The 25,028-nt window shown below is 59.6% G+C and carries 18 protein-coding genes; 8 read left to right on the forward strand and 10 right to left on the reverse strand.

Features of this window, described 5'->3' with window-relative positions; genetic code table 11:
* Positions 1-135 precede the first annotated feature (135 nt).
* From QZR14_RS11275 to QZR14_RS11290, 4 genes are all read right to left on the reverse strand, one after another.
* The gene (locus QZR14_RS11275; RefSeq protein WP_311996563.1) at positions 136-780 is read right to left on the reverse strand and encodes a lysoplasmalogenase; all 645 of its coding nucleotides are present in this window, start codon (positions 778-780) and stop codon (positions 136-138) included.
* Positions 781-782: 2 nt separating this feature from the next.
* Positions 783-1,175 (reverse strand): protease inhibitor I42 family protein, encoded by a 393-nt coding sequence (locus QZR14_RS11280; RefSeq protein WP_311996564.1) that lies wholly within the window; start codon positions 1,173-1,175, stop codon positions 783-785.
* 265 nt (positions 1,176-1,440) lie between these two features.
* On the reverse strand, positions 1,441-3,858 hold the full coding sequence (gene lon, locus QZR14_RS11285; protein WP_311996565.1) for an endopeptidase La: 2,418 nt from the start codon (positions 3,856-3,858) through the stop codon (positions 1,441-1,443).
* A 275-nt stretch (positions 3,859-4,133) separates the two neighbouring features.
* Positions 4,134-9,860, reverse strand: coding sequence for a membrane-targeted effector domain-containing toxin (locus QZR14_RS11290; RefSeq protein ID WP_311996566.1), 5,727 nt, complete (start codon positions 9,858-9,860; stop codon positions 4,134-4,136).
* Positions 9,861-10,389: 529 nt separating this feature from the next.
* Here QZR14_RS11290 and QZR14_RS11295 point away from each other — a divergent pair.
* Positions 10,390-10,578 (forward strand): hypothetical protein, encoded by a 189-nt coding sequence (locus tag QZR14_RS11295; RefSeq protein WP_311996567.1) that lies wholly within the window; start codon positions 10,390-10,392, stop codon positions 10,576-10,578.
* A 61-nt stretch (positions 10,579-10,639) separates the two neighbouring features.
* Here the strand turns inward: QZR14_RS11295 and QZR14_RS11300 are convergent, their stop codons facing one another.
* The 4 genes from QZR14_RS11300 to QZR14_RS11315 all read right to left on the reverse strand — a co-directional run bounded on the left by QZR14_RS11300 (position 10,640) and on the right by QZR14_RS11315 (position 16,196).
* The gene (locus QZR14_RS11300) at positions 10,640-11,005 is read right to left on the reverse strand and encodes a DUF6124 family protein (RefSeq protein WP_311996568.1); all 366 of its coding nucleotides are present in this window, start codon (positions 11,003-11,005) and stop codon (positions 10,640-10,642) included.
* Between the two features lie 523 nt (positions 11,006-11,528).
* Complete coding sequence (locus QZR14_RS11305; RefSeq protein ID WP_311996569.1) at positions 11,529-11,864, reverse strand: hypothetical protein; 336 nt, start codon at positions 11,862-11,864, stop codon at positions 11,529-11,531.
* Positions 11,865-12,198: 334 nt separating this feature from the next.
* Complete coding sequence (locus QZR14_RS11310; protein WP_311996570.1) at positions 12,199-14,610, reverse strand: glucose/quinate/shikimate family membrane-bound PQQ-dependent dehydrogenase; 2,412 nt, start codon at positions 14,608-14,610, stop codon at positions 12,199-12,201.
* Positions 14,611-14,834: 224 nt separating this feature from the next.
* Positions 14,835-16,196 (reverse strand): carbohydrate porin, encoded by a 1,362-nt coding sequence (locus tag QZR14_RS11315; protein ID WP_311996571.1) that lies wholly within the window; start codon positions 16,194-16,196, stop codon positions 14,835-14,837.
* Positions 16,197-16,496: 300 nt separating this feature from the next.
* Between QZR14_RS11315 and QZR14_RS11320 the strand changes: the two genes are divergently transcribed.
* Together QZR14_RS11320 and QZR14_RS11325 are read left to right on the forward strand one after the other, a co-directional pair.
* Positions 16,497-16,727 carry a VF530 family DNA-binding protein gene (locus QZR14_RS11320; RefSeq protein WP_123453874.1) on the forward strand — a complete coding sequence of 77 codons (231 nt, stop codon included), beginning with the start codon at positions 16,497-16,499 and terminating at the stop codon, positions 16,725-16,727.
* A 1-nt stretch (position 16,728) separates the two neighbouring features.
* Positions 16,729-17,361, forward strand: a complete 633-nt coding sequence (locus QZR14_RS11325) for a Pr6Pr family membrane protein (RefSeq protein WP_311996572.1) — start codon at positions 16,729-16,731, stop codon at positions 17,359-17,361.
* Positions 17,362-17,453: 92 nt separating this feature from the next.
* On the opposite strand, the gene QZR14_RS11330 is transcribed toward QZR14_RS11325, so the two are convergent.
* Entirely contained in the window at positions 17,454-18,242 is a 789-nt protein-coding gene (locus QZR14_RS11330; protein ID WP_311996573.1) for a siderophore-interacting protein, read from the reverse strand.
* Positions 18,239-18,814, reverse strand: coding sequence for a PadR family transcriptional regulator (locus QZR14_RS11335; protein WP_311996574.1), 576 nt, complete (start codon positions 18,812-18,814; stop codon positions 18,239-18,241). Before QZR14_RS11335 ends, QZR14_RS11330 begins: the two co-directional genes overlap by 4 nt.
* Before the next feature lie 511 nt (positions 18,815-19,325).
* On the opposite strand from QZR14_RS11335, the gene QZR14_RS11340 reads away from it, so the two are divergent.
* The 5 genes from QZR14_RS11340 (at position 19,326) to QZR14_RS11360 (ending at position 25,000) form a co-directional block, all read left to right on the forward strand.
* Positions 19,326-19,817: a CS1 type fimbrial major subunit gene (locus tag QZR14_RS11340; RefSeq protein ID WP_311996575.1), complete on the forward strand. Its 492-nt coding sequence runs from the start codon at positions 19,326-19,328 to the stop codon at positions 19,815-19,817.
* 113 nt (positions 19,818-19,930) lie between these two features.
* Positions 19,931-22,453: a CS1-pili formation C-terminal domain-containing protein gene (locus tag QZR14_RS11345; protein WP_311996576.1), complete on the forward strand. Its 2,523-nt coding sequence runs from the start codon at positions 19,931-19,933 to the stop codon at positions 22,451-22,453.
* A gap of 4 nt (positions 22,454-22,457) precedes the next feature.
* On the forward strand, positions 22,458-23,675 hold the full coding sequence (locus tag QZR14_RS11350) for a hypothetical protein (protein ID WP_311996577.1): 1,218 nt from the start codon (positions 22,458-22,460) through the stop codon (positions 23,673-23,675).
* Positions 23,676-23,719: 44 nt separating this feature from the next.
* Positions 23,720-24,463, forward strand: a complete 744-nt coding sequence (locus QZR14_RS11355; RefSeq protein WP_311996578.1) for a molecular chaperone — start codon at positions 23,720-23,722, stop codon at positions 24,461-24,463.
* A 33-nt stretch (positions 24,464-24,496) separates the two neighbouring features.
* Positions 24,497-25,000 carry a CS1 type fimbrial major subunit gene (locus QZR14_RS11360; protein WP_311996579.1) on the forward strand — a complete coding sequence of 168 codons (504 nt, stop codon included), beginning with the start codon at positions 24,497-24,499 and terminating at the stop codon, positions 24,998-25,000.
* The last annotated feature ends 28 nt before the right edge of the window (positions 25,001-25,028 follow it).

Consider the following 25,028-nt stretch of genomic DNA (forward strand, 5'->3'; position numbering starts at 1 on the left):
GGCCGGCATTTTAGCCAAAAGGGCGCGGGGATGCTTGGGTTGTCTGATAAAGCGGAAAATCAAAAGATCGCAGCCTGCGGCAGCTCCTACATGGGAATGCGGTTTTCTGTAGGAGCTGCCGAAGGCTGCGATCTTTTAAAGGCTAGCGCGTTTGGTCTGGGAGAACGCCGAGGCAGCGATGCCCCACTGGCCCAGCCAGTAGCTGAGGATGATCACGTAAGGCGCGGCGTGGAATGGCGATACAAACCGGTCAATGCCAATCACGCTGTCAGAGAACACAAACGCCACTGCACCGCCCGCCGCCAGTAGCGCCGAACGTTTCGGCACATCGGTTCCGAGACGAGCGAGGGCACGCCAGAGCATCGCGCTGATGGCCGTGCCATAGACAATCACTGGCACCAGCAATGGCCCAAGACCGCTGGAAATCAGAAGACCCAGCAGCATCGCGCCAACACCGAGGGCGAGCACCAGCGGCAACACCGCCAGACGCTTGCAGTCACTCAGATAAGCTTTCAGATAAGCCAGATGCGCAACCAGAAACGCACCGAGGCCAAACACAAAGAGATCCCCCGGCCACGCCAGCAACACATCACCCAGCAGCGAGAAAATCAGACCCAGACTGATCCAGCGCCGATAGTCGCTGGGCGGTGCATCGTGCAACCAGCCGAGCAACGCCAGTACCGGCAGCGGTTTGACCAACAGGCACAGCAACGCCGCATGGGTGCTGACACCGTAGAGAAACGTCACCGCGCCCATCAGCGCCAGAATCAGCCAGCCCACGATCAGTTCACCGAAATGGCGCAGTCAAAGGTTTCCACCGGCAGCACTTCCGGCGCCCATGGCTGTTGCGAAGTCAGGCGCAGGCGGCCGGTGCCGGGGGCAAAAGCCTGGAAGCGCCAAGTGGAAATCCCGGCCGCGCCGACCACGCCAGCATCCTCCGGATTGCTGTAAACCTCGGGGCTGAGGGCGCGCAACACACCGCCGGCGGAATCCTGAATGGCCCAGCGATAACCCGTGGTCGGGTTGCTTGGCAGCGTCACGATCAGGTTCTGCCCATTGGTGAGTTTCACGGGGCATTCGCTTTGTTTTTCCACGGTCACGTTGTGTTTCGGTGGCGTGGCGCAGGCGGCCAGCAACGAGAGGGCGAGGGGGAGAAACAGGCGAGTGGGGGACATAAGGTCAGCGGCTCCAGGCGTTCACGACGAACGGCGAGCATAACTGAAGATGAGACAAAGTGTGACAACGCCAAGCCCTCACCCTAGCCCTCTCCCAGGGGGAGAGGGGACTGATCGGGGGATATTGGCGAGGTACGCCGACCTGAGCGTGCGTCAGCGAATCCATAATCGACCCGGTGTTTCAGGTCGGCGCATAGCGCAAGACCGCTCGGTTGGCTCCCTCTCCTGGGGGAGAGGGCTGGGGTGAGGGGCTACGGGCTACCGGTCAGAACAGTACCTTCGCCACATCGGCAAACCGCTTGGCGAAATGCACAGTAATCCCTTCCTTCAGATAATCCGGCAACTCCTCAAAATTACCCCGGTTTGGCTCCGGCAAAATCAGCTCGAAAATCTTCTGCCGCCGCGCCGCGATCACCTTCTCGCGCACCCCGCCGATCGGCAGCACATGCCCGGTCAGGGTCAGTTCGCCGGTCATCGCCACGCCTTTCTTCGGCGGTTGATTACGTGCGAGGGAGAGCAGGGCGCTGGCCATGGTCACGCCGGCGCTCGGGCCGTCTTTCGGCGTTGCGCCCTCGGGGACGTGCAGGTGAACGAAGGCTTCGTCGAAGAACTTCGCGTCGCCGCCGAACTGTTTCAGGTGCGAACTGACGTAGCTGTAGGCGATCTCCGCCGATTCCTTCATCACCTCGCCCAGTTGCCCGGTAAGTTTGAAGCCACGGTTAAGCGTGTGAATCCGCGTCGCTTCGATCGGCAACGTGGCGCCGCCCATGCTGGTCCACGCCAGACCGGTGATGACGCCAGTGCCGGACAGCACTTGTTCGTTGCGGAACACCGGATGGCCGAGTGACGCTTCGAGGTCTTTCGGCCCGAGTTTGATCACCGCTTTCGGGTCATCAATAAGCTTCATCACGGCTTTGCGCACCAGTTTGCCCATTTGTTTTTCCAACTGGCGCACGCCGGCTTCGCGGGCGTAACCGTCGATCAAGGCTTTGAGCGCGGTGTCGCTGATGCTCAGGCTGCCCTTGGACACCCCAGCCTTTTCCAGCAGTTTCGGCCACAGGTGCCGCTTGGCGATGGCGACTTTTTCTTCGGTGATGTAGCCCGACAGACGAATCACTTCCATGCGGTCGAGCAAGGGGCCGGGAATCGAATCGAGGGTGTTGGCGGTGCAGACGAACAGGACTTTCGACAGGTCCATGCGCAGGTCGAGGTAGTGATCGAGGAATTCGACGTTCTGCTCCGGGTCGAGGGTTTCCAGCAGCGCCGAGGCCGGGTCGCCCTGGTAGCTCTGGCCCATCTTGTCGATCTCGTCGAGCATGATCACCGGGTTCATCACCTCGACGTCTTTCAACGCCTGCACCAGTTTGCCCGGTTGCGCGCCGATGTAGGTGCGGCGGTGGCCCTTGATCTCGGCCTCATCACGCATGCCGCCGACGCTGAAGCGGTAGAACGGCCGGCCGAGGGATTCGGCGATCGATTTGCCGACGCTGGTTTTACCCACGCCCGGCGGGCCGACCAGCAGCACGATGGAACCGCTGATCTCGCCTTTATAAGCACCGACGGCGAGGAATTCGAGGATGCGATCCTTGATGTCGTCGAGGCCGGCGTGGTGCTTGTCGAGGACTTTGCGCGCGTGCTTGAGGTCGAGCTTGTCCTCACCGTAGACGCCCCACGGCACCGAAGTCGCCCAGTCGAGGTAGTTGCGGGTGACCGCGTACTCCGGCGAACCGGTCTCGAGGATCGACAGTTTGTGGGTTTCCTCTTCGAGGCGCTTCTGCACCTGCGCCGGCAGGACTTTGCCTTCCAGGCGTTGCTCGAACTGTTCGAGGTCGGCGCTGCGGTCGTCCTTGGTCAGGCCGAGTTCCTGCTGGATAACCTTGAGTTGTTCTTTAAGGAAGAACTCGCGCTGATGCTCGCCGATCTTGCGGTTAACTTCCGCCGAAATCTCTTTTTGCAGACGCGCGACTTCGACTTCCTTGCGCAGCATCGGCAGGACTTTTTCCATGCGCTTGAGCATCGGCACGCAGTCGAGCACTTCTTGCAACTCATTACCTGTCGCCGAAGTGAGGGCGGCGGCGAAGTCGGTCAGCGGCGACGGGTCGTTGGGGCTGAAGCGGTTGAGGTAGTTCTTCAGCTCTTCGCTGTACAGCGGGTTGAGCGGCAGCAGTTCCTTGATCGCGTTGATCAGCGCCATGCCGTAGGCCTTGACCTCGTCGGTCGGCTCGGTGGGCTGGTGCGGGTATTCGACCTCGACCAGATACGGCGGGCGGTGGTGTTTCAGCCAGGTCTTGATCCGTACGCGGCTCAGGCCTTGGGCGACGAACTGCAGTTTGCCGTTCTCGCGGCTGGCGTGGTGGACTTTGACCAGCGTGCCGTATTGCGGCAGGGCGTCGGTATCGAAGTGGCGCGGGTCTTCCTGGGGCGTGTCCATGAAGAACAGGGCCAGGGAATGGTGTTCGGATTTGCTGACCAGTTCGAGGGTTTCAGCCCAGGGTTCTTCGTTGACGATGACCGGCAGGACTTGCGCCGGGAAGAACGGGCGATTGTGGATCGGGATGATGTAGACCTTGTCCGGCAGGTTCTGGCCTGGCAGGGCGAGGCCTTTACCGGAAGAGGTGTGTTCGATGTGTTCGGCTTCGGTGTAGTCGTCGGGGTTTTCCGGGAATTCTTGCTGGTCGCTCATGGGGCACCTGCGCAATGGGGTATGGGTCTTAGATGGGGCAGGCCTTGGGTGGTTTCAATGGGGGGCGGTGTTTCTGCTTGTGTGTTCAGGGTTTTGACAGGGTTTCTCTGCACTTGGCGATCGTTGTTTTTTATCTGAACGCTACCCGAAACATCCACGCTTGCATTGGCCTGCGCTATTGCTGTACGGCGCAGAACGGTGGCATCCGGGCTATAAAAAACCACCGGGCCGTCACGCCCGGTGGTTGTTGGCAATGTACAGGTCAGACCTGACGGTTATTTCACCTCGATCAATTTCAAATCACTGACCAGCATATCGATCAAGGTCCGCAGGTATTTGAAACCCTCGTCTTTTTTCTCCCAGCGATCAACGAAAAACAAGCCGTGATCGTTGACCTGGATCGGTGTCTCAACAATCTCACCGGACCTGGATTTATGCACCAGACGGAGCCCGTCCGTATCCGTATTTTCGATCATGAACATCCCGGACCGGGTCAGTTTGCTGCGATCGACGGCCGGCGTCGGGGCTGGCTTTTGCTTTCCGGCGACGGCCACTTCCAGCAGGAAATCGCTGCGCAAGGCCCGGCTATTGGTGCCGCGCATGCTGGCCACCACTTCCCATGTCCCGCGATGGATACCTCTGGCCAGTTCCGGCACGGTGTCGCGCACATTCAGACTGACCGCCGAGAGGGTATCCGCCAGACCCGGCACACCCAGGTTGTAGTTAGTGTGGGCATTGCCGATAAAGGCCACCCACTTATGCGGTCCGTGTGCCAGTTGGTCGGCTTCGATGACTTGGGTGGCGAAATAGCTGAACATCTCGTTTCGCGAGATATCTTCGTCAAGCACACCCTTGAGGTGATAAGACGCCGTGCAATCGAGTGCCCTGATCCGGATGTTGTACTTGGCTGCCGCCTGACACACCTCTGTATAGTTATCGTTACCGTCATAGGTGGGCATGTGGCCATGGTCCTGAGCGCGCAGGTAAGCCTTCAGTCTGTCCGGCATGCGCTGCGTCCGATGGAAAATATCCAGATCGGCCTGGTGCAAATCGGTGAACAGATGTTCCACGTACAGCGTGTCATACCCGGCTTGCTTGAGCGCCTTCATGTGCTTTTTCAGCAGCGCTTTGCTCGATACGTGGGGATGGGCCTCGCCGATCAGCAGGTTCAAGCGTGCGTCGGCCAGCAGCCGCAAAAACTCTTCGAATGTGGTGTCTGAGTTGAGCGTCGGGAGTGTGGCCGCTTCGGGGGGCGTGTAGTGAGTAAATGCGTCCCTGGCCTTTTTCTCCAGACGCCTGCGGTTGGCGATGAACTCATCATACGCCTGTCCTTCACTCGGTACGGTCGGCCTGTAGCGTGAGTCCATGGCATAGCGTTGGTTCAACATTTGCGCAATATCGTCGCGCATGGAGGGCGCGATATCGTATTCGCTGAAATGCTCGACAACGGGGGCAATCGCTGCCGGCCTGGAGACGGGCTGAGGCGCCTTGTACGCCGTCGGCCATTGCACACGATAATCGCCCTTGGCTGCCGAATCCCCGGCGATTGCCCCGGCTGAATCGAGGCTGATGCGTGCCGCCTGACCCTCTGCGACATCTTCCACGCGCACGGCGACAGCCGCGTGCAGGTCGGCCAGGCCGGGGGTGCTGTCGAAGGTGCACATGCGTGATTGTTCGGTGAGGATCACCCAGCGCTCTTCAGACGCGTCGGCGATATCGGCGGCCAGCGTCTTGTGCGAATAGAAATTCCTCAGGCTGTTGCTGCGAGGGGTCAATGGCGAAACGTCGTCCAGCACCAGAGCGCCTTCCAGTTTGTAGCTGGTCGAAGCATCCAGCGCATGGATTTTCAGGCCCTTTTCGCGAGCGGTACGCACCAGCGCCAGATAAGAAAATGGCGCGTTCTTCTCATGGCCCAGCGCACGATCGACCGCTTCAAGATGTTTTTTGATGTGTCTCCAGGATTTTCCCTTGTTCATTTTTTCCAGCTTGGCGTTGAAGACATCCGCTGCCAGGTATTCCACGTAAAGTCGCTTGAAGCCACTTTCAACGAGGGTGTCCAGATGATTGATCAGCAGTTGTTTGCTGGCGATCGAACCGGGCTGGGCACCGATCACCAGATTCTTCCCTTTGACCGCGTCACTGGCGATCAACTGTGTAAATGACAAGTCGTCGGCGATCGGCGGGACTTCGGCGCGGGCTGGCAGCGCGGCAAGGTCAGCGAAATGCGCGGCGGCGTCTGTGCTGAGCTTTTCGACCTGCTTCAGGTAAGCGGTGCGTGTCGAGGCAAGATCTTCCACGACCCCGACAAGGATCAAGCGGGGATCGCTGCCCATGTAGTCTTGACTGCTAAGGAGGATGCTTTCCCGGGTTTGCGGATTCATCACTGTTTCGATGCGCTGGCGGTATTTGGGCTCGACGCCATAGATCTTGTGCGGACCGTCTGGCTCTGGCACGGCCTCGTACTTCGGCGCACCGCCGGACACGCCGGCGCGCACCATCACCCCGTCGGAATTGCGCACGGCGAGAATGCCGCTCGAGAGGGGGGCGCCGAATTCCGGGTTGTTCAGGTAGAGCACATGACGACCGAGCAAGTCGGCATTTTCCCGGATATAGAACACCTGGCCTCTGAAAATCACCGCACTCAATTTATCCCGTTCGGGGCCGGATGACACTCGATCGATCACGGCCATTGCATTCTGTTGTTCGTTGCTGGCGCTGGCGATGCTCTGTCGCAACGGCCGGCGCGCGAGTTTGAGTGAACGCAACGCCGGACGCAGGTCGGTCAGCACCGCGCCGGCACTGTTGAACAGATAACCGAGCAGATGCTGGAAGGCTTCGCCGTGGTCACCCTGACGGTACGCGTGCAGGGCGAGCATGGTGTCCTTGAACGCCAGCAACAGGCCGGTGCTCAGGCTTAGCAGCGGGAACGGTGCAGTCGCAATGGCGGTGATCCATTCGACACTGGTCCAGACCAGACTGGCGATCATCTCGGCACGGCTGGTGGTGGTGGCGTTGACGTCGTCGATCCGGCGTTGCAGCTTCATGTCGTAAAGGGCCGTGCGCAGATCACTGACCGCCGTGACTGAGCGGGTAGCGTCATAACGTGCCGGGCTGGGCGTGGTTTTATTGAGGTCCCTGGGCAGCCCTTTCTTGATGGTTTCAAGGTGCGAACGCACCCGCGTGCGGGCACTGATGCCGACCCGCAAGGTCAGGTATTCGAGCATGCCGGACTGCTGCTGGAGCAGATAATTGAACAACCGCGCTTCGCGAAAACCGACACCGTCGGGCGCATCGGGCGTGTAGAGCAGGACCGGGTTGTCGCCATGGCTGAACAGCCACGTATCGAGCACCCATTCGCCGTCGATCATCAAACGGTGGATCGGATATTTCGTACGCATGGCTCCGGACGTCTCAGCCATGCTGTCGATACTCTGCTCCAGCCATTGCAGATCACGGCTGGCGATATGGCCTTGCAGCTGGCATTCCAGCGCGGCGCTTTTCATCTGGCGCTGGGTAATGGCCAGGGTCGCGTTGCGTCTGAAGTCGTAGCCTTCGCTCGTCGAACCTTGCAGTTCAGCCTTGACCTTGTCGATGTAGCGCTGGCCGATCCACACACCGGTGACCGAGCGCGCGACATTCTGTGCGGTCAGGCTGCTGATATCGATGCCTTGCGGGCCTTTGAAGCGGGCCGAGCGGGAAAATTTCTCATCGAGAAAACCGACGCCGTCGGCGTAGCCGTCGCGATAAAGCGTGGTGTAGGTCAACGGTTTTGGCGTCCACGAGCGCACGACCGAACTCGGCGAGTACGCCCAGACGGTATCCGGATCGACATCATTGGTCGTGCGCTTGAGCAAGCGGTTCAAGCTGATTTTGGCTTGCGCGTGGACGTAGTCATCAAACGCCGGAAAGCGACTGCCCGACAAGGCGTGGCTGTTGAATGCACGCAAGGCACCTTCAGCGTCTTCGCTCAGGGTCGTCAGCTTCCGGCGGTTGGCAGCCGTGGTGGAGCGATACCACGACGGTGTACAGAAATCGTAGTCGTCTATCCGTGTGGCCAGCACATGTTCAGCCATCGCACGCAGGCAATCGGGATGGCTGCCAGTGTGATCGAACGTGACCTTTTGATGCTCCAGCGCCTCAGGTTTGAAACTCAGCCCGGCCAGCACGTGGCGCAGCTTCGCGCGAAAGCGCATCGGCGCGCGGCTGATCAGGTAGCCGGCCATGCTCTCGGCGACATCGCTGTGCCTGGCCCAGCCCAGCAAGTGGGTCTGGCATTCGCGCTCACTGGCGAAGGCCTGGAATTGTTGCGCTCGCGGCGCCTGTGGCGTGCACAGCAACAGCCGTTTGAGCGCGCCGCCGTCGTCGTTCTGGCGCAGTACCCACAAGTCTTGCAACTGTGCACCGTGTAACGACAGGGTGGAGGCGCGCAGGCGCGCATCGCTGCCGTCACGCAGGCGCTCGATCAGTTGCAGGTCACTGTCGAGCAAGTGCCCTTGCAGCAACGCCGTGTGAGCGAGGGCGAGGATACGTTTATCGAGCATCTGCTCGATGGCGGGCTTGATCGCGGGCCTGGCCAGCAGCTCTTTTTGCTGGTGATTGAAGTCAATCCGTGGCTGCAGCTCCACGGCTTGCCTGATCAGCCACGCCGGTGTCACGTCAGCGTAGGTTGGCGGCAAAGGCGCATCATCGTAGGTGAGGGTGGTGTGCTTCAAAAATTCCGAGCCCGGTAATTCATCGCCGGTGTGCGGGCCGCGCAAGGACAGCTCAAGCAGACTGGATTGATGCACATAAACGCCGTAGCCCGGCACTCGGCGATCGGTCGAAAGGCTTAACTTTTCCGGTTCGAGATCGTCGATTTCCAGGTCTTCGCTCAGGCGTTCCAGCCATTGCTGGCGGGCCAGTGCCGTCAGGCTACCGGCCGGCTCCATCAAGTCGAGCAGTTCTTGCCGTGCCTGCTGGTAGTTGCGCAGATGTTGCGCCAGTGCGTCTTTTTGCGCAGTGCTGGCGCTTCGAAACCAGTCCGGTGCGCTGTAGCGCAGGTGGCGTTCGAACAAGGTTTGCGCGCGCAATGCCAGGCGCGGCGTGAGATCCGGCAGGGCGGCAGCAATTGCGCGTTCCAGCGCAGTGAACAATCGCTTGGGGTCTTGCTGCGGGTTATCGGCGAAGCTCAAGGCGCGCTCGATATCCTGCGTGCGTTTTTCGATCAGCGCATCGTAGGTGTGTTCGAACAAGGGTTTGCTGTCGATCGGCGCCAGCTCTAGCGGCCAGATCCCTGCTGCGCCGACGGCGTGATAGCGCGTCGGCAGCATGGCCATGAACTCCTCGCTACCGCTGGCCTGGTTCAGCGATGCACGCAGTTGGCTGTCGAGATCAGCAAGGGAGTTGAAGAATTCGATGCCTCTTGCGGGGGTGAACAGCAGGGCGAAACCCATGCTTTGGTCGGTCTGCAAGTCCTTGACGCGGCGAGTGTCCTTTTCCGTGACAACGAAGGCGCCGGCCAGCTCGACGGTGGTGTCTTGATAACTGAACTGCAGCGCGTAAATGGCCGGGCGCAGCATCGGGAGCAGATCCAGCTTTTGCAACAGTTCGCCGGCTTGCGGGTGCAGCAGGCGGTCGGTGACGGCTTGTCTGGCTTCGTGGCCGATGGCGGTGAAGCCTGCGTCGTATGTGAGGAAGGTTTTCGCCGGTTTGTCGTCGATCCGGTCGCGCTGGTCCATGTTGACCAGTTGGGTGTTCAGCCTGACTTTCAGCGTGGCGATCAGCTGTTTGCCTTCGTCGCTTTGCAGATCGCTGTTCTCCAGCGCTTGAAACAGTACGCGGCTGCGTTGCAGGTAGCTTGTTCGGTAGGTTTTCAATTGCTCTTCGAGGCGTGTCAGGAAGACCTGTTCGCTGGTCGGTTTTTGTTCGGGAAGCAATGGGGTTTGTGTACCGAACAGGTGGTGAGCGATCGCGTTGAGATCGTTTCTGATCTCTTCGGGTGTGGGGGCTGTCGCGGGGTTCATGGGCGCTTTTTCCATGCTGAGGATGAGGGGCCAGCATGGCGAGGGGCAGTGGGGGGCGGGTGGTATATATGTATGCCGCGACGCCCCATCGCTGAATTTGCAGCGACCCCCAGAGCCTATCCAGCCCATTTCCGAGGGACAACCGACACGACTTGTCGGAAACTCCGCGTAATAACCAGCGTCCGTAGGACGAGCACATTTTCCACAGACCAACACATTTCAACCTGTAGGAGCTGCCGAAGGCTGCGATCTTTTGATCTGGCTTTTAAAAACAAAGTCAAAAGATCGCAGCCTTCGGCAGCTCCTACATGGGTGATTGGCGTGCGCAAAAAAGGTGATGTCTCTCGAGGGGCATCTTCAACGGGTGCATCACTCATAGATCAAAATTCATTGCGGTTTATTTCGAAGCGGTCTTGAGCCCCTGTAATTTCTGACAGTAGACACATTGCCCGTTCGATCCGAGATTAACCAGGCGCCCTTGGGCGTCAGGATGCTGCATGCCAATCTACCGACTTCAAGGAATCAGACCGTGAGCTATACAGATTCGAGTTACAAGGATTACATCATTCGCAACTATTCCTCCGACACTCCGGGACTGCATTTTCGGGTGATCTATGGCCCGACAGAAGAGAGCTTGTTGCTTGAGACCCGCGAACAGGCTGAGAAATTGATCAATGATCGATTGCAGCGGATGAAAAGTGGAGGCAAAGCGTTTTGAGTCAGCCGGGCTAACGCTGACCATGTGCAGGAGCTGCGGCAGCTCCTGCGCAGGGGGGTTGTCAGGTATTTGCGGGGATTTCGTGGTTATCCAGCACGCGGTTCACGGCCAGTTCGGCGAGCATGATGATCTGCTGGATGGCCAGAATCGTGCGCCGCTGCGGCAGGTCGATGTAGGCGGCGATGTCGCTGGTCATCAGGCTGGCCTGGGCCAGGGATTCGCAGGCGTGGACCAGCAGGCTTTCGCTGTCCTGATCAGGGGCGACCTGGAACATGGTGCTGGGTTTGTGGAAGCGCAGGGTCAGTGCGTTGGGTTTGAGGTAGTGGTCGAGGGCGCGTTCGGCGGCTTCGTGGAATTTCTTGGAATCGGGGGATTCGTAGGGCGAGGTGTCGTTTGTTTCGGGTGGATTGGGTGTCGGCTTTTTCATTTGTTACTCCTCAGGAATTGGGCCATTCCTCTAATTGCCGCGACGCAAAAAGAGGGGTGGCAGCTGTACGCGGGTTCGCGGACCGACCTGAGGCATTCGGCATACCCGAAGGTATCCCGCGTACAGCCACCATAAAACAAGCACTCGGGGTGCTGCTGTTAAGCGGTGGCAATTATGCCCCAGAAGTCGGGCCGCGACGCCCGTTCGCTGAATTTGCAGCGACCCCCCGAGCCTATCCAGCCGATTTCCGAGGCACAACCGACACGACTTGTCGGAAAACTCCGCGCAACTTTCAGCGTCTGTAGGACGAGTACATTTCCCAAAGACAAACACTTTTCAACTTGTGGGAGCTAGCCTGCTAGCGATGGGGCCCTGTCAGCAAACAGAAATGTTTAATGTCAGAACGCAATCGCTCGCAAGCTCGCTCTTAAAGGAAGTTCGCCATTCTCAGCAAATTATTTAGCACTGGCCCCGCCGGCATCATCACCCACCGGATCGCTTGTTCAAATAAGCCGTAGTGCAATTATCTTCCCATGTACGCTGGAGAGTAGTAGTGACACGCAACGATTTCAGCCCCGTCATAGGTAGTTGATGTGACTGGTCCATGTGCGTCGCAAATCTCACGGGTTTTATTAAAGAGCTCCCCTGGGGCATGGGCTCGCCAGGACATTTCCTTCTTGGTATTGGCTTCACAACTGGCTTCGCTAGGTGTAACTCCGATAGCCTCTAGCTCTTTCAGCGCTTTTTTGCAATTTGTTTCCTTTACTACAAGAAGTGGTTCGGCGTTAGCAAGCGTTGAAGCGCCCAACGCTACGATGGCTAACAAGAGCGCAGCGCGTCTGTTTCCTGGATTGCTCATGGGGGATTCCTTGACTATTTAAGGGAACTCCTGAACTTCCGGAACCAAGCATCAGGAGGTGCGCAGCCACTCGCCTGGAGGGGAAGTGCTATTCACACAACTGCATGGTTATCTCTTTTTATTAGGGGGGGTACTGTCATAGTTGACAGTTTTTTAGTTTGTTTTTGCTGAATGTTGATCGGACTAATGCTATTTGGTTTTGGATGCTGAATTAAGTCTACATATAGCCATTGATGCCACGCACCTTGGTGTGAATGGCATTTTGGGCACTCCTCTATGTAAAAAGGCGCCACCCCTTACAGGGTGGCGCCTTTTTGTTACCTGCCGCTAAAACTTACTCCGGCAGTTTGTACGCAATCACATAGTCACCCATTTTGGTGCCCAGCGAGCCGTGACCGCCGACAACCAGCAGCACGTATTGCTTGCCGTCCTTGCCGGTATACGTCATCGGGGTTGCCTGGCCGCCAGCCGGCAGACGCGATTTCCACAGCTCTTTACCGCTGTTCACGTCGTAGGCGCGCAGGTACTGGTCGAGGGTGCCGCTGAGGAAGCCGACGCCGCCGGCCGTCACCATCGAACCGCCCATGCTTGGCACACCGAGGGTGAAGCCGATCGGGATCGGCGAGCTGTCGCGGCTGGTGCCGTTCTTGCGTTTCCACACGACTTTGCTGGTGGTCAGGTCGATACCGGCCACGTAGCCCCAGGCCGGGGCCTGGCACGGTACGCCGAACGGCGACATGAACGGGTGCATGATCACCGCGTAGGGCGCGCCAGTGTTTGGCTGCACGCCAGCGGTTTCGCTTTCGCGTTTGCTGCCGGCGGCGACTTGCTCGCGTGGCACCATTTTCGACACGAAGGCCATGTAGTTCGGGCTGGTGAACAGCATCTGGCGAACCGGGTCGACCGAGACGCCGCCCCAGTTGAACACGCCGACGTTACCCGGGTAGATCAGGCTGCCCTGTTCCGACGGCGGGGTGTACTGGCCTTCATAACGCAGTTCCTTGAACTGGATGCGGCACAGCATCTGGTCGAACGGGCTCGCGCCCCACATGGCTTTTTCGGTCAGTTCCGGGGCCAGCAGGTTGAGGTCCGAACGGGCCTGGGTCGGGGCGGTGTGGTCGCCTTTGACGGCGCCTTGCGGAACCGGGATTTCCTTGATCGGGATGATTGGCGTGCCGTCACGACGGTCGAGGACGTACAGGCTGCCCTGTTTGGTCGGAGCGATCAGTGCCGGTTTCACGCCGTCGGCGGTTTTCATGTCGAGCAGGGTTGGCTGGCTGCCAACGTCCATGTCCCACAGGTCGTGGTGGGTGAACTGGTAGTTCCAGCGCACTTTACCGGTGGCCAGGTCCAAGGCTACAACGCCGGCGCTGAATTTCTCAGCGCCCGGGGTGCGGTCAGCGCCCCACTGGTCTGGAGTCTGGTTGCCCAGTGGCAGGTAAACCATGCCGAGTTTTTCGTCGACGCTGGCCAGCGACCACATGTTTGCCGAGTTGCGGCTGTAGGTTTCGCCGGGTGCCAATGGCTCGGTGGCGTCTGGCTTGTCGCTGTCCCAGTTCCACACGAGGTGACCGTCGCGCACGTCGAAGGCGCGGATCACGCCCGATGGCTCGTTGGTCGATTCGTTGTCGGTGACGTGACCGCCCATGATCACCAGATCACGGGTAATCGCCGCTGGCGAGGTGGAGTAGTAGCCGCCAGCGGTGAACGGGCCGATGCCTTGGGTCAGGTCAACCACGCCGTTGTTGCCGAAGCCTTCGCAGATCTTGCCGGTGTCGGCGTTCAGGGCGATCAGGCGGGCATCAGCGGTTGGCAGGTACAGACGACGCGGGCAGGCCAGAGCAACGGCTTTGCCGGCTTCCGAAATCACCGCCGAGGCTGCGTTTTCAGTCTTGGCGTACGCGGCTTCGTCGTAGTACGACACGCCACGGCAAGTCATGTGCGCGAAGCCTTTGAAGCCGACCGGGCTCTTGATCTGCGGGTCGAAGCGCCACAGTTCTTTGCCGGTGTCCGGGTCCAGGGCCAACACTTTGCTGTGCGCGGTGCAGGCGTAGATCATGCCGTTGGCTTTGAGCGGGGTGTTTTCGTTGGTCAGCTCGACCGGGTCATCCGCAGTCGGCAGGTCGCCGGTCTGGATGCGCCAGGCTTCTTGCAGCTTGCCGACGTTGGCCGGGGTGATCTGCTTCAGCGGCGAGTAACGGTCACCGAACTCGGTGCGGCCATAGGCCTGCCAGTCGCCATCGGGCATGGCCGGTGCGGTGCTGGTCATGTCCGCAGTGTCGCGGCCCAGTTCGCCGAAGGTTTCGCCCGGATGGGTGAACAGGCTGGCCAGAGCGGTGACGCCGGCCAGCACTACAGCGACGGTCAGACCGCCGGTGCCCATCGGCGCCGGGCCGTTCAGCAGCAGAGGACGACGGAACCACGGCAGCAACATCACGAAGCCGAGGACGAACCACAGGGCCAGGCGTGGCACCAGTTGCCACCAGTCCAGACCGACTTCCCACAGCGCCCAAACGGTGCTGGCAAACAAGACGATGGCGTACAGGCCCAGCGCCGCGCGACGGCGCATCAGCAACAGAATGCCGGACAGCGCGATGCCGATACCGGCCAGCAGGTAGTACAGCGAGCCGCCGAGCATGCTCAGCTTGACCCCCCCGGCCAGCATGGCCAGGCCCATCAGTAGAAGCAGAATGCCGAGCAGGCTCGGTAGCAGACGGCCCCGACTCGAAGCACTTTCGGTGCTCATAGTGTGATTCTCCGTGACGTTTATGTAGTCCCGCGCTGTAGTCACTTTAGATGACGATTTGGCGCAGGCATGGTTCAGATAAAAACTTGTCTAGCTAACGAATTTTCCTTCGCCCCCTGTGGGAGCTGGCTTGCCAGCGATGGCGGTCTATCAGTGGGCATTTTCAGTGACTGACCCACCGCTATCGCTGGCAAGCCAGCTCCCACAGGTTTTTGCGGTGTTGGTTAGAACGAGGACTGGATCTTCAGTCCCGCGATCAGGGCGTCATCAACCTTGTCCACGCCACCGGGGTGGCGGATGTATTGCAGGTTCGGGCGCACGGTCAGCCAGTTCGTCACGTGCACGCCGTAATACAGCTCCGCGCTGTATTCGGTGTCTTGCGGCGGCAGGAAGGACGGGTCGTCGTAGTCGTATACGGCGTTGGCGCGGTTACTGGCTTCGGCGTTTTTGCGGAAGGCCGGGTTGACGTGCACGCGGGCGAGAGCGAAGCCGATGTCATCCTTGGCGCGCGCATCGAACGGGCCTTTATAGGTGATGCCGGCCTGCACATAGTTGTCGATCGCGTTGGTTTTCTTGTCGTGCATCGTGCCGTTGGCGAACACGCTCAAACCGCGACTGTTGTCGCTGGCCACGCTGGTGATCTGCTGCTGGATGCCCAGCCACACGCCGTGTTTGCTTGATGCGCTGCGGTAGGCTTCGCCGCTGAGGGCGGCCGGTTGGCCGTGGCTGTCTTTATAGACGTCGCTGGCGTTGGCGTTGCTGTAGTAGTAACCGGCGCGGTATTCGCCCGGCAGGCCATTGAGTTTCGGCGTCCACACCAGTTCGATCGGCAGGATCGCGCCCTGGGTGCCGCTGCCGCTGAGTTTGAAGCCGTTGCCGCGATCGAGGTTCGACGGGTTCTGCTCGTAGGCGCCGACCTGTGCATACAGCTCTGGGGTCAGGTGATATTTGACGCGCAAGGCCCATTGGCTGACCGGCCAGTTGTACCAGATGCCGCCGACCCAGTTGCCGACCTGGGAGCCGCAGAACGCGAGGTTCTGGAAGTCGCACGGGAAGCTGTTGAAGTCTTCGCCTTCGCCGAAACGGCCGACCTTGATGTCGAGTTTCTGATCGAAGAATTTCTGCTGGTACCACATCTGCGTCAGGCGCGTGGTCTGGCCACGGCCCCAGACTTCCTGGGCCGAGGTGAAGCCGCCAACGCGCGGATCGTTGATGCGGTCGTTGCTGATGTTGTTGCCGCTGCGCTTGGTGATGGTCAGTTGAAACTCGGCGTCGTCCCAGCCGAGGATCTTTTGCAGGTCCAGGTGCGTGCCCAGGCCGAATTGATCGCTGTAACGCGCAGTGCGGTCGTGGTCGTAGCCGCCGTGCAGGTTGCTGCCCATTTCGCCGGTGTAATCGAGTTTGAAGTCGTAGCCTTTTTCCGAGAGTTCGGTACGCGTGCCGTTCCAGTCGCCGAGCATGTACGGCGATTCACTGTCGAACGCGGGTGCCGCCTGGGCGCAAGTGACAAGGCCGAGGGCGGTACAGCCGCCAAGGGTGCGCAGGGTTGAGATAGCGCTGTCTCGGTAAAAGGAAAAATCGGGCATGGCTCAGTCTTTTTTTGGTGTTTTCGGGGTGCAATTCGAGCGCTTCAATATGTCGCAGGCAGTGAAGCGATTCAGCGGAAGGGCGGCAGGATAATGATCTGTTACAAAAAGACAAAGTCCTTTTGTGAACATGCAGCGTTTCGGATTCGGTAACAGTGCGGCAAACGGGCGCATTGTGAGTCGCGTCGGCGCCTGCGATCTTCGCTGGTTGGCCTACATTTGAAGTCAGGCCTTCCACCCGATCACCCCCTCGGCTAAGGTGCGCGGCTTGTGCATTTTCACTTCGTCCAAAGGCCTGGCATGAACGAACACACCCCCGATCCGCTGCACGGCGTCACCCTCGAACAGATCCTCAACGCACTGGTGGCCCATTACGAATGGTCGGGGCTGGCCGAGCGCATTGATATTCGCTGCTTCAAGAGCGATCCGAGCATCAAGTCGAGCCTGACGTTCCTGCGCAAAACCCCGTGGGCACGGGAGAAGGTCGAGCGTCTGTACGTGAAATTGATGCGCACCAAGCGACCGCTCTGAAATGGATACCGGTTGTTGGCGCCGCCGCCTGATCATCCTTGCCGCTGTGTTGGGTTGGGCAGGCTTGGGCATTCAGCTTTACCTGATTTTCTTCGCGCGTTTGAGCGTCGGTGCCAGCCTGTTGGGTGGGCTGGTGAGCTTTTTCAGTTACTTCACGATACTGACCAACACACTGGCGGCGACGGTGCTGACCTGCGCCGTGACCGCGCGTGAATCTGCCTTGCGCCGCTGGTTTTTGCAGCACTGGGTGAGTAGCGGGATTGCCGTGAGCATTGCGGTGGTCGGCCTCGCCTACAGCATTTTGCTGCGCCATTTGTGGCACCCGCAGGGTTGGCAATTTATCGCTGACGAGTTGCTGCACGACGTGATGCCGCTGCTGTTTCTTGGCTATTGGTGGCTGTGCGTACCGAAAGGCACGCTGCGCTTGTGGCACCTGCCGGTGTGGCTGATTTATCCGCTGGTGTATTTCATCTACGCGCTGCTGCGCGGGCATTTGCTCGGCGCGTATGCGTATCCGTTCATTGATGTGGCGGTGTTGGGTTATCCACAGGTGCTGCTCAATGCCGGGGGGATATTGGTGGGGTTTGTGGTGATTGGGTTGTTGGTCATTGGCTTGGACCGATTACGGCGATGAAGATCAAAAGATCGCAGCCTTCGGCAGCTCCTGCAGGTGTACGCATTCCAATGTAGGAGCTGCCGAAGGCTGCGATCTTTTGATCTGGGGATTTACTCCTCTTCGGAGGTGCCTTCGGCGCGCCAGTAGCCGACCGCTTTAATCAGTTGCTCATCCAGCCCGTGCTCATCGATCAGCACCCGGCGGATCTGCCGCGAAACCTTGGTCTCTGTCGCGACCCACGCATACAGATTGCCCTTGGGCACCTGCAATTGCTTAACCGTGGTCAGCAGGTTGTCCTTGCCACCCTCGCGCAACACCCAGATCACATTGACCTGTGCCGCACTTTCCAGCACTTGCTGTTCGGCGCCGTTTTCCACTTCGATCACCACCAGCGCCTTGCGATTGGCCGCCAGGCCTTCGAGGCGGCGGGCGATGGCGGGCAGGGCGGTTTCGTCGCCGATCAGCAAGTAGCTGTCGAAGATGTCCGGGACGATCATCGAACCGCGTGGGCCGCCGATGTGCAGGAACTGCCCGGGTTGGGCCTGTTCGGCCCAGGTCGACGCAGGGCCGTCACCGTGCAGAACAAAATCGATGTCCAGTTCCAGCGCATCGAGGTCGTAGCGACGCGGGGTGTAGTCGCGCATTGGCGGCTTCGGTCCATCGTCCTTGCCGGCGCCTAGCACCATCGTCTTCAGCGCGGCGGCTTGTTCGGCGTTCTGCGGGAACAGCAACTTGACGTGATCATCGCTGCCGAGGCTGATGAACCCGGCCAGCTCCGGCCCGCCGAGGGTGATGCGGCGCATGCGCGGGGTGAGGTCGACGACGCGTAGAACCTCTAACTTGCGGCGTTTGATTTCGTGCATCACGCGGTGAATGGTTTGGGTATCGACTGCAGTCATTCGGCTTTCTCCGGGGCAGGTTGAACGGCAGGGCCGTCGACGATGGCTTTGGCGGTGTCGTTGAGCAGGTCACGCACACGCAGGATTTCTGCGGCGCTCCAGCGGCCGTGATGCATTTGCAGGGCATGGCGCAGGTTGTGTACGGCTTCGTGAATTTCCGGCGGACGATCATGGCCGCGCAGTGAGCGTTTGCTCACATCGATACGCATGCGCACGCCGTCCAGCGCGACCGCTTGCTCGCTAAGTGATAAACGACCGGCCTCGGTGACGCTGTAGCGTTTTTTGCCGCCCTCGGCGTCGCCGGAGATCAGTTCGCTCTCTTCGAGAAAGGTCAGGGTCGGGTAGATCACCCCGGGGCTTGGGCTGTACGCGCCGTCGAACATGCCTTCGATCTGGCGGATCAGGTCGTAGCCGTGGCACGGCTGTTCGGCGACCAGCGCCAGCAACAGCAGTTTCAGATCGCCGGGGGCGAACACCCGGGGGCCACGGCCGCCGCGCTCGCGTCCGGGGCGCTTCTCGAAGCCGTCACGGCCGTCGCCGTGTTCGCGGTGGGGGGAATGATGGTCTCTCATTTCAGTCTTCTCTCGTCGTGTTTAGATACAACTTAAGATATATCTTAAGGTCTGCACAAGACGTTTTTCCCCACGCCGCGACCTCGGCTGACGAGTGGCAGCCGACCGGCCAATGCAAGCGCTGATTTTTCAGCGGGATGTAAGTCGGCGATAACTTGAAAGTTAAAGTCATCACTCTATTGATGTAGAGTATATGTTCTAAATGGCGCTAAGTTGCCGCACTGTCGGGGCGAAGTTGCTGTATGGTTTTTTAACTTTAACTGTCTGTAGGGGAGAGCTTACAGTTACTGTTTCGAATATCGTTATTTTGTTCTTTTTTCTGGCGGGTCATGGGGTTGTTTAACTACGAGGTTATCGGAAGTTACTTGCTTACTTTCCAGAGGTAACAGTCGATGATGCCCCGGCATTGAAAGTTCAAGTTTGACCTGGCTCAACTCGGGCAGCGACTCGGGCAGTGATTATCTTGAACTTTCAATGTTCATCCCCCTATCAAGAAAACAGGTACATATCGATGTTCAAGAAACTCGCAATCGCCGCTCCACTGGCTCTTCTGGCACTGGGCTCCACTGGCGCATTCGCCGCTGGTGAAGCGTCGCACTCGATCAGCCTTGTCGCTCATGTGCCGACCAACGGTTTCTATGTGGTGCCGACCGACCCGGATCTGGTCAACAAGGACCAGGACATGAGCTATCAGCCGACCACCGGCAAGATGCGTGACGTCAATGGTTACTTCGATGTGCGCAACAACAACGGTTCGGTACACGCCAGCCTCGAAAGCCAGCCGAAACTGATCGCCGGTAATACCTCGATTGACCTGCGCGTGCTGCTTAACAACAAGGAGTTGACCTTGACTCCGCAACTGGTGGTGGGTGAGTCGGAGTCCGACGTCAACTACCGTGCGCCGCTGAACATCAGCGCCGTAGGCAGCAACTTCCAGCCGGGTGATTACACCGGTTCCGTGGCAATGATCTTTGATGCCGTGCCGCCAGTTGGTGGCAACTGATCGCATTGATCGGGCAATAAGCGTGCACTTGTACAAGTGACGCTCACCGGCGGGGCAGGCCGTAGTGTTGGCCCCGCCGGACTTTCCTTGTTTGTAAATCAGAGTACGAGTTCATGTTCCCGATGACACCCATCGCGGCTGCGCTTGCGCTGTTGTTTTGTGCCAGCGCAGCCGTGGCGTCCAACTCCACCGGTACCACACCCCGCAGTCTGCTGGCGCAGGCCAAGGGTTTGCCGGCGGATTTCGAAGAGCATTTCTTTGATGTGCCTCTGGCGGTACGGGTCGAAGTCGATCAGCAGCCGTTGGGTGAGGCCATGGTGGTGTTGTCCCGCGACGATCGCATTACCCTGCTCGAATTCACCGACACCAGCGAAAACCGCCTTGGCCCCGCCGAGCGTGAAAAGTGGGCGAGCTACCTCAAGCCCGGCGTGCCGCTGGGGGCGTGCAGCGGTTCCTGCCCGGATCAGTTTCTGGCGGTGCACTACAACCTGGAAAGTTCGCTGGTCTCGATTCTCACCGAGAACGCCGAACGCGATGTCGAGGCCAAGCGTTATTACGCACAGCCCGACAGCGGCAGTCACGGCTTGATGGTGCGTAACCAACTCAACCTCAACGGTGGTCAGGATCAGGATCTCGGCGGACGTTTCGGCCTCGAAGCCAGTTCAAGCCTGGGCAACTGGAGCCAGACGCTCAATCTGCAAGTGGCGCGTCTTGGCGGTCCGGACGACAAGCTTTATCACGCCATCCAAGAGCTGCACACCCAGCGCGAACTGCAAGGCAGTTTTTTCCGTCTGGGCTATTTCACCCCCAATTCCGAAGGGCTGACGCGCCAGCCGCGCACGTTCGGCACCAGCCCCGACACCGCTGTCGGTGTGATGTACGGCAGCTCCGACAGCCTGGCCATCAACAGCCCGATGCCCAGTGTTTATCCGATTTATGTCACCGCCAACCGCCAGGGTTCGGTGGAGATCTGGCGCGACGGTCTGCTGATCAATACGCAGTCGGTGCCGGCCGGTTTGCAGACCCTCGACACCCGGCCGCTGCCCGGCGGCATCTATGAAGTGGAAGTGCGCCTGATCGAAGACGGCCAGATCACTTCTACCACCCAGGAGTTGGTGTACAAGCCCAACAACTGGCGCAACCTCGACGAGCGCTGGCGCTACAACGTCTTCGCCGGCGAAGAACAGAAACTGCTGAGCAACTGGGACACCCAGGCCAGCGGAAGCCCGACGGCGGGCGCGTCGGTGAATTACCTGCTGCATCCGCGGGTGATTCTCGGGCTGTCGGCGCGGCAGATTCGCGAAAAACTGCAATACGGCACGTCCATCGACTGGACCCTGGCCAATCACATCAACCTGTACGCCAACGTCTACAAGACCGAGGATTACGGCACCGGTCTCGATCTGCAAAGCCTTTACAACTATGGCTCCGGCAGTCTTGTCGTCAGCCATAACCGCAGTTGGCTCGACACCACCAATACCTACGATACGTTGCCGGACGGCACCCGGGTGCGCCCGCGTAATGTGTTCGTCGGCCAGACCAGCAATTCATCGCTGGCGCTCAACCATCGCCTCAGCAGCAAGAGTTCGGTCAACGCGCGGGTCTCGCACAGCGAGGGCAACGTCGAAGGCATGGGCGTGGATCTGGGCTGGACCCAGCGCGTGATGGTGCTGGGCAGCGATGCCAGTTGGCGCCTGTCGATTTTTGATCGACCGGGCAGTTTCAGCAGCGGCGATGCGCGCAATCGCGGGGTCGACCTGAGCATCAACATGGCGCTCGGCGCACCCGGTCAGCAGATCACCGGCAGTATCGGTTCGCGCACGGCCCGTGATGGCGCGCGTGACAACAATGCCTCGCTCGGCTGGCGCAAGGACTTTCAGGATCACGTCCTGCAGAACGTGTCGCTCACGGCACTCACCGACACGTATGGCGTGGGCGTATCGAGCCTGGCCAACTTCCGCACCGATGCGGTCAACGGTGACGGCTTTATCCAGCGCTCCTCCTACAACGGCAACTTCACCGGCGGCCTCAACCTCGACAGCACGCTGGTGGTTGGCGGACAGCAAGTGCTCATGACCAGCCAGACCGAAGTGCGCGGCGCCGGGCTGATCGTCGACGTCGAGTCGGACATCGAGGACATCGTCCTGCGCGCCGACGATTACACCGGTGGCGGTTCGGTGTTGAAGCCGGGGCGCAATTTCATCCCGATCACCGCATACCAGAACAGCTCGGTGAGTTTCGACTTCGAGGGCAACCACGTGCCGGCGGCGACCATCGAACCACCGCGCACCCGCTATCACCTGAACAAGGGCGGGGTGGAGTACCGCAAGGTCCGCGTGATGAAAACCCTGACCGTGCTCGGCCGACTGGTGGATGGCCAAGGGCGGCCGCTCAAGGGCCACCACGTGATCAACCACGCCAGCCGAGGGGTGACCGAAGTCGACGGGTTCTTCTCGATGGAAATGAACGCCGGTTCACCGACCCTTGAAGTGCGTCAGGGCAACCAGTTGCTCTGCCAGTTCCGCCTCAACGAGTCCGACCATCGCAGCGAAAACAATGTGCTGATGATCGGCGATCTGCGCTGCACGCCGGACACGCTCGCTGACGCCACCTCTACCGAACAGAAGGCAGGTTGATTCCATGAAGATATTTACAGGTGGTTGTGCATGGGTGCTGGCGCTGGCCATGCCCACGGCACAAGCGATCAATCAGGAAATCCGTGCGCAGTTTCAACCCGATCCTTCGCAGCCGGGCAAGAACCTGTTCGTCAACCAGACACCCAATAGCGGCTATTGCGTGGCTTTTCCCGGCAAATGCGCTGACGGCAAAATGTTCAGCATCGAGTTGCCAGTTCGGTACACCGCAAACCGCTCACTCGTACCGGGTGACGGTATCTCGTTGCAAGTCCCCGCAGATTGGCGACGGTTGACGATCACGAATCAGGATACCCAGGAAACGGAGAGCGTCGAGGTACGTATTACCGGCATCGGCTCCACATATGTTCTGAGTGATCGGGTGCAGGAGCTCACTGGAATATCGAACGCCGCGCAGGCACATGACAAGCTCTGGAGATCTGAAACAGGGTGGCTTTATGCCCCGACGCCTTGTGTCGGTAGCGGCTTGGCGGGGTATTCCGACACGACCTATCGTTTTTTCTGGCATACCCCAGTGGAGGCGTCCTGCACCAAAAATACCGTTTTCCGTATCCCCTCGATGTACTTCGACAAGCTGGATTTTTCGTATGAGCTAAAGACGCCTAACCCGTTGAGCATGTCGAGCGGTCTGTATACCGGATCCATCACCTACACCATGGGGCCAGGGGCTGATTTCCATATGGGCTACATGATGTTCCCGGATGACAGCCAGTTGACCCTCGACTTCGTGCTGGACGTCCAGCACACCCTCAAGGTCGATCTGCCACCGGGTGGCAATAAAGTCTCGCTGGAACCCGAAGGCGGCTGGGCGCCGTGGCTCGACAGCGGGCGCAAGCCGAGAAGGATCTTCCGCGATCAACCGTTCTTCCTCTCGGCGTCTTCGCGCTTCAAGGTGATGATGCTGTGCAGTTCCCAGGGCGGGCCGTACTGCAACCTTGGCAGCCCCTTGGGCGACACCACAAGGGTCAATGTCTCGATGACTTTGCCCGCGGGAATCGACGGCCCCGGCAATGGCCCGGTCAACAGAATTCCATTGAATGTCAACAACTGGATGGGCCCGTTCCAGCCCGGCATCTATGTGGATCGCAAGCCCGGCACGCTGCATTTCGAGCTGGAACCTTCGGCCATCGATTTTCTCCTGCGCCCCGGCAAGAACGACCGGCTGCGCGGCAACATCACCATTATCTGGGACTCGGATGTGTGAGCACGCCAGTCAAACCCCTTTCGATATTCATGGAGTTGAACGCGATGAACCGTGGTTTTCTGCTGGGCGTGCTCAGCGTGTTTTGCCTGACGGCGCAGGCCGGTCCGCAAATCAATGTCGGCACCGTCTACGACTATCTCGACGCCGATAAAAGTACCTACCTGAAACGGGTGTTCAACAGTGGCGACGCCACGGCGTTCGTCAAGATCAATGTGCTGGAGATCATCTACGGCGCCGATGGCGTGCCGCAGGAAGTGCCTGTGAAAAACGCCGCCGATGGCGCGTCGCGCAATGGCGTGATGGCCAGCCCGGCGCGGCTGATCGTCCCGGCGCAGGGCATGCAGGGCACGCGTTTGCTGTACATGGGCGAGCGTGACCGCGAGCGTTATTTCCGCGTGCGTTTTGTCCCGGTGGTGCCGGAAAAGGAAGACGACTTTGTGGTCAGCAGCGAGGAGCGCGAAGACTATAAAAACTCGCTCTCGGCCGGGGTCAACGTGATGACAGGCTTCGGCACGATCTTCTTTGTGCGGCCCAAGGATGCGCGTTATGCCACCGTCATCAATGACACCGACAGCCGCTACGAACTGCGCAACGATGGCAATACCGCGCTGATCGTCGATGAATTCAAAAGCTGTTCGCTGAGCAAGGAAAACGACTGCGGCGCGACCACCAAACACCATGTGCTGGCGGGCAAGACCTTTGCCTTCGACAAGGAAAAGGGCCGCGAATACCGCTTCTTCCTGATCGAAGGCAGCGAGAAGAAAACCATCAAGATCGCCAGTCGCTAGGTTTGTTTTCCATTGACGCATCGGGTAACCAACATGATCAAGCAATGCACCGCCGCCGCGCTGATGGCCGCCACTGCGCTGACCGGCGCCGGGGCGTGGGCCGCGCGCGAAGAACACACCTTCGAAGTGTCCCTGACCATTCCCAGCCGCCCGTTCTACATCATTCCGGCAGAACCGGACTGGATTCACCGACCGCAGCGCCTTGAATGGGACTACCCGCGTTCAACCCTGAACGGGCTGCAGAGGAATTTCGATGTGCGCCATGACAGCAGCGCAATTGAAGCGCGTCTGGCCTTCGACCCCTATCTGGAGAATGGCCGCCCCGGCGGAGTGATCGATCTGCGGGTCTCTTTCAATGATGTCGAGCTGAGTTCGCACGCCACCCCGCGCCAGGTGCTGTCCGAGGAAGAAGCCGCTGGCGGCAAACGCGTGGCGTTGAAGATCGATCCAATCGAGCCGGAAGGGGGGTATCTCTCCGGGGATTACCAAGGCACGGTGGTGCTGATGTTCACCGCCAGGGCGCCGGGGGCAGAATGAGCGCGGTCTGGCCAATGGTCTGATTCCG

The sequence above is a fragment of the Pseudomonas sp. rhizo66 genome, from assembly GCF_031931925.1.
GTDB lineage: Bacteria > Pseudomonadota > Gammaproteobacteria > Pseudomonadales > Pseudomonadaceae > Aquipseudomonas.

Coding starts and splice junctions, on each gene's coding strand:
- QZR14_RS11280 (WP_311996564.1), bottom strand. CDS start 1,175: ATGTCCCCCACTCGCCTGTTTCTCCCCCTCGCCCTCTCGTTGCTGGCC.
- lon (WP_311996565.1), bottom strand. CDS start 3,858: ATGAGCGACCAGCAAGAATTCCCGGAAAACCCCGACGACTACACCGAA.
- QZR14_RS11290 (WP_311996566.1), bottom strand. CDS start 9,860: ATGAACCCCGCGACAGCCCCCACACCCGAAGAGATCAGAAACGATCTC.
- QZR14_RS11300 (WP_311996568.1), bottom strand. CDS start 11,005: ATGAAAAAGCCGACACCCAATCCACCCGAAACAAACGACACCTCGCCC.
- QZR14_RS11305 (WP_311996569.1), bottom strand. CDS start 11,864: ATGAGCAATCCAGGAAACAGACGCGCTGCGCTCTTGTTAGCCATCGTA.
- QZR14_RS11310 (WP_311996570.1), bottom strand. CDS start 14,610: ATGAGCACCGAAAGTGCTTCGAGTCGGGGCCGTCTGCTACCGAGCCTG.
- QZR14_RS11315 (WP_311996571.1), bottom strand. CDS start 16,196: ATGCCCGATTTTTCCTTTTACCGAGACAGCGCTATCTCAACCCTGCGC.
- QZR14_RS11320 (WP_123453874.1), top strand. CDS start 16,497: ATGAACGAACACACCCCCGATCCGCTGCACGGCGTCACCCTCGAACAG.
- QZR14_RS11325 (WP_311996572.1), top strand. CDS start 16,729: ATGGATACCGGTTGTTGGCGCCGCCGCCTGATCATCCTTGCCGCTGTG.
- QZR14_RS11330 (WP_311996573.1), bottom strand. CDS start 18,242: ATGACTGCAGTCGATACCCAAACCATTCACCGCGTGATGCACGAAATC.
- QZR14_RS11335 (WP_311996574.1), bottom strand. CDS start 18,814: ATGAGAGACCATCATTCCCCCCACCGCGAACACGGCGACGGCCGTGAC.
- QZR14_RS11340 (WP_311996575.1), top strand. CDS start 19,326: ATGTTCAAGAAACTCGCAATCGCCGCTCCACTGGCTCTTCTGGCACTG.
- QZR14_RS11345 (WP_311996576.1), top strand. CDS start 19,931: ATGTTCCCGATGACACCCATCGCGGCTGCGCTTGCGCTGTTGTTTTGT.
- QZR14_RS11350 (WP_311996577.1), top strand. CDS start 22,458: ATGAAGATATTTACAGGTGGTTGTGCATGGGTGCTGGCGCTGGCCATG.
- QZR14_RS11355 (WP_311996578.1), top strand. CDS start 23,720: ATGAACCGTGGTTTTCTGCTGGGCGTGCTCAGCGTGTTTTGCCTGACG.
- QZR14_RS11360 (WP_311996579.1), top strand. CDS start 24,497: ATGATCAAGCAATGCACCGCCGCCGCGCTGATGGCCGCCACTGCGCTG.